We start from the raw sequence: 2,706 nt of genomic DNA on the forward strand, positions 1-2,706 counted from the left end.
ACCAAAGATTATGAAAATAAAAACCAAAAGCCATGCAAAAGTAATAATACTATTATTTATTGCGTTATTAATGTTTAATTGCCAAAACGATGAAAATTTACCAGATCAGTTACAAAACAAGATTGAAACGGTAAGTATTGATGAAGCAAAAAATTTCCTGATGCATTCAAGAAGTAATTCTTCGGCAAAATCAACCAACAACGAATTCGAAAATCTTGAATTCAATAAAATTGCACAAGAAAAAATAAAAGGTACCGACCAGCTATTAACTGTAATTCCTTTTACAACAAATAATGATCTTGAAAATAACAGGATTTTGATGTTAAAAATTGATAACGAAATTAAGAGTGTTATTTTTAGTATGTATCCTGATGAAAATTCTTCTAAGGAAAGTTTTTCCGGTACGTTATTTTCTTATTCTTTAGATGGTAATTTTATTAGTGGGTTTAGAGCCAAGAATGGAATTATCGTAGGTCAATTTTTTGAAAATACCAGCACTTTAAAAACTAATATTGAGAAAGGTAAAATACCAACATTAACTCGTAAAACTCCATCATCATCATCAGATGGAGTTGTTGTACAAAACAATTATCGTAATACTGTACATGCCTTAGATATGTTTGGATATTCTAGTATATTTGGTAATGATATTTTTGGTGGGGGATTTAATGATTACGGAGGTGTTGATTACTATTCTTGGGATGCAGGAGATGGAGGAATTACATCGCCAACGGTGGTAGAAATTATAAACCAACTTACAGGAAAAGCAAAATGCATTTATGAGAGTCTCAGAAGTTCTAGTTCTGGTTTTGAAAATGCGATTAAAAAGTTTGATGGAGATTTCACCGTAAGTCATCTAAAATTGACAATTAATAATAATTTATCCACGAATGTGTATGGACAAACTCAATTACCTGTTAATTTTATAACTGAAATTCAAATAAGTAATACTGCATTAAATAGTTTATCAGATTTAGGTAAAGCAACTGTATTTGCACACGAAATAATTCATGCTGAAATATACCGTAAAATGTTATCGGCAGCTCAAGTTGGAACATTATTGCCTGACGGAAGTAACATGACTCCTCAGCAGCAAGTAAATTATATTAATTCAATGAAAGATAATTTTCCGGGGTTATATGATTATTATTACAAGAGATATAAACCAACATGGAATCATGAAATGATGGCTAACCATTACAGGAGTACTATCGCAAATGTTATTCAACAATTTGACAATAACAGACTTCCACGATCTACATATGAAGCAGTATCTTGGGTTGGTTTAGGAAAATTAGATAATAATATTACTTCAATAGCATGGGATAACTTATCAATTGAAGAAAAAAATAAAATCACCAATTTAATTAATGAGAATTTTTACAATGGACCTTCAAATTGTAACTAATTATGAAAAAATATATTTATCTTTTAATGCTTTTAGTAATTAATTCGATTACTGCACAAACAAAACCAACTGATTATTTTTCTTTTTATAAAGGAGGAGAAAGATATTTAAAACCGATAAAGTATGTAATGTTCGATTCCAGCAAGAATGACAATAGTAAAACAGAGTACAAACAAATAATTTATTTTCAAATCAAGCAACAGCTATTTAAGTTTGATGCAAAAAATAATAGTAGTGACACTTGTTCTGTTGATATTCTAAAAAAAATAAGCTTAGAAAACCCTGCGGAATTAGAGAATGATGCAATTGCATTTTTTAAAAATAAAAAAAAGGAAGTAGAAAGCAAAAACAAGGTTAAACTTCTCTATCCTCCTGGAGGCTATAATTCATTTTTTAAAATATATGTTCTTGAAAAAGTAAAATCTAATAAAATAATCAAATATGAGGTTAATTTTCAAGATTCAAGTTTTTAAATTTTATCAGATAATAAGTTAATCTGAAACCCATTCTATAGATCAGATTTGTAACCCAGATCGCGCGGATATACCTTCACGTTCGATAGCGCGGATTTGTAATCCGTGCCCGCAACATTGAGACACAATACTTTGTGTTGTTAAAAAGATGATTCTCTTTGCGGGCACGGATTGCAAATCCGCGCTATCAGGATAATTACAGAAAAAAGAGGAGATGTATATAGTATTTATTCTCCAATAGGAACACCTTGTAAAAAGTAACAATTATGAAGCAATTAAGAACAATATTTATAATAATCTCTTTTTTCATGTTATCATGTGCCAGTGCACAATATCTGGAAAGTTACGAGCCTATCAATATATTTTTAGAAACTCAGAGAATAGTTCAGGACAAGAAGTTCATTCTACAAGCTGATAAAGCTTCAAACAAACAGGCTTTAAGAATTTTTAATGGATCAGAAGGACCTGATCATGTTGGAGAACCCAATGTCCCTATAGATTATAGAGACGGTTTATTTGTAGAGAAACATTGGAAAAAAATGTATCAAGAATACGCATATGATTCAATAAAAAGATATTGGAAAAAAGAAAACTTTCCTAAATATGACTTCATATTAGAAAGTAAAAAAGGTTTATTTGGCTCTGCATTTCATGATAAATATATAAATAGTAAAATAGAAGTTGTTGTAATGATATCTGAGCCGATGTATTATATGGATAAAAAATACGTTATGTTTTATTTCAATATAGCATCATTTTTTGGTAGTAATCAGCCACAAGTTGTAATTATGAAAAAAGAAAATGAAAAATGGATTGTTGTTAGAG

General features: G+C 29.5%; 2 protein-coding genes and 1 pseudogene. All 3 read left to right on the forward strand.

Annotated features, from left to right (window positions below; genetic code table 11):
- Positions 1 to 1,408 (forward strand): annotated as a pseudogene (locus tag FLACOL7796_RS24415) (hypothetical protein); the annotation flags it as partial.
- Positions 1,409 to 1,410: 2 nt separating this feature from the next.
- Entirely contained in the window at positions 1,411 to 1,881 is a 471-nt protein-coding gene (locus FLACOL7796_RS24420; RefSeq protein ID WP_173973368.1) for a hypothetical protein, read from the forward strand.
- A gap of 266 nt (positions 1,882 to 2,147) precedes the next feature.
- A partial coding sequence (locus FLACOL7796_RS24425) for a hypothetical protein (RefSeq protein ID WP_173973369.1) occupies positions 2,148 to 2,706 on the forward strand: 559 nt, incomplete at its 3' end.

Source organism: Flavobacterium bizetiae, assembly GCF_902804475.1.
Classification (GTDB): Bacteria; Bacteroidota; Bacteroidia; order Flavobacteriales; family Flavobacteriaceae; genus Flavobacterium; species Flavobacterium bizetiae.

Excerpts from the sequence above, each read along its gene's own strand:
- FLACOL7796_RS24420 (WP_173973368.1), top strand. The coding sequence starts at position 1,411 with ATGAAAAAATATATTTATCTTTTAATGCTTTTAGTAATTAATTCGATT.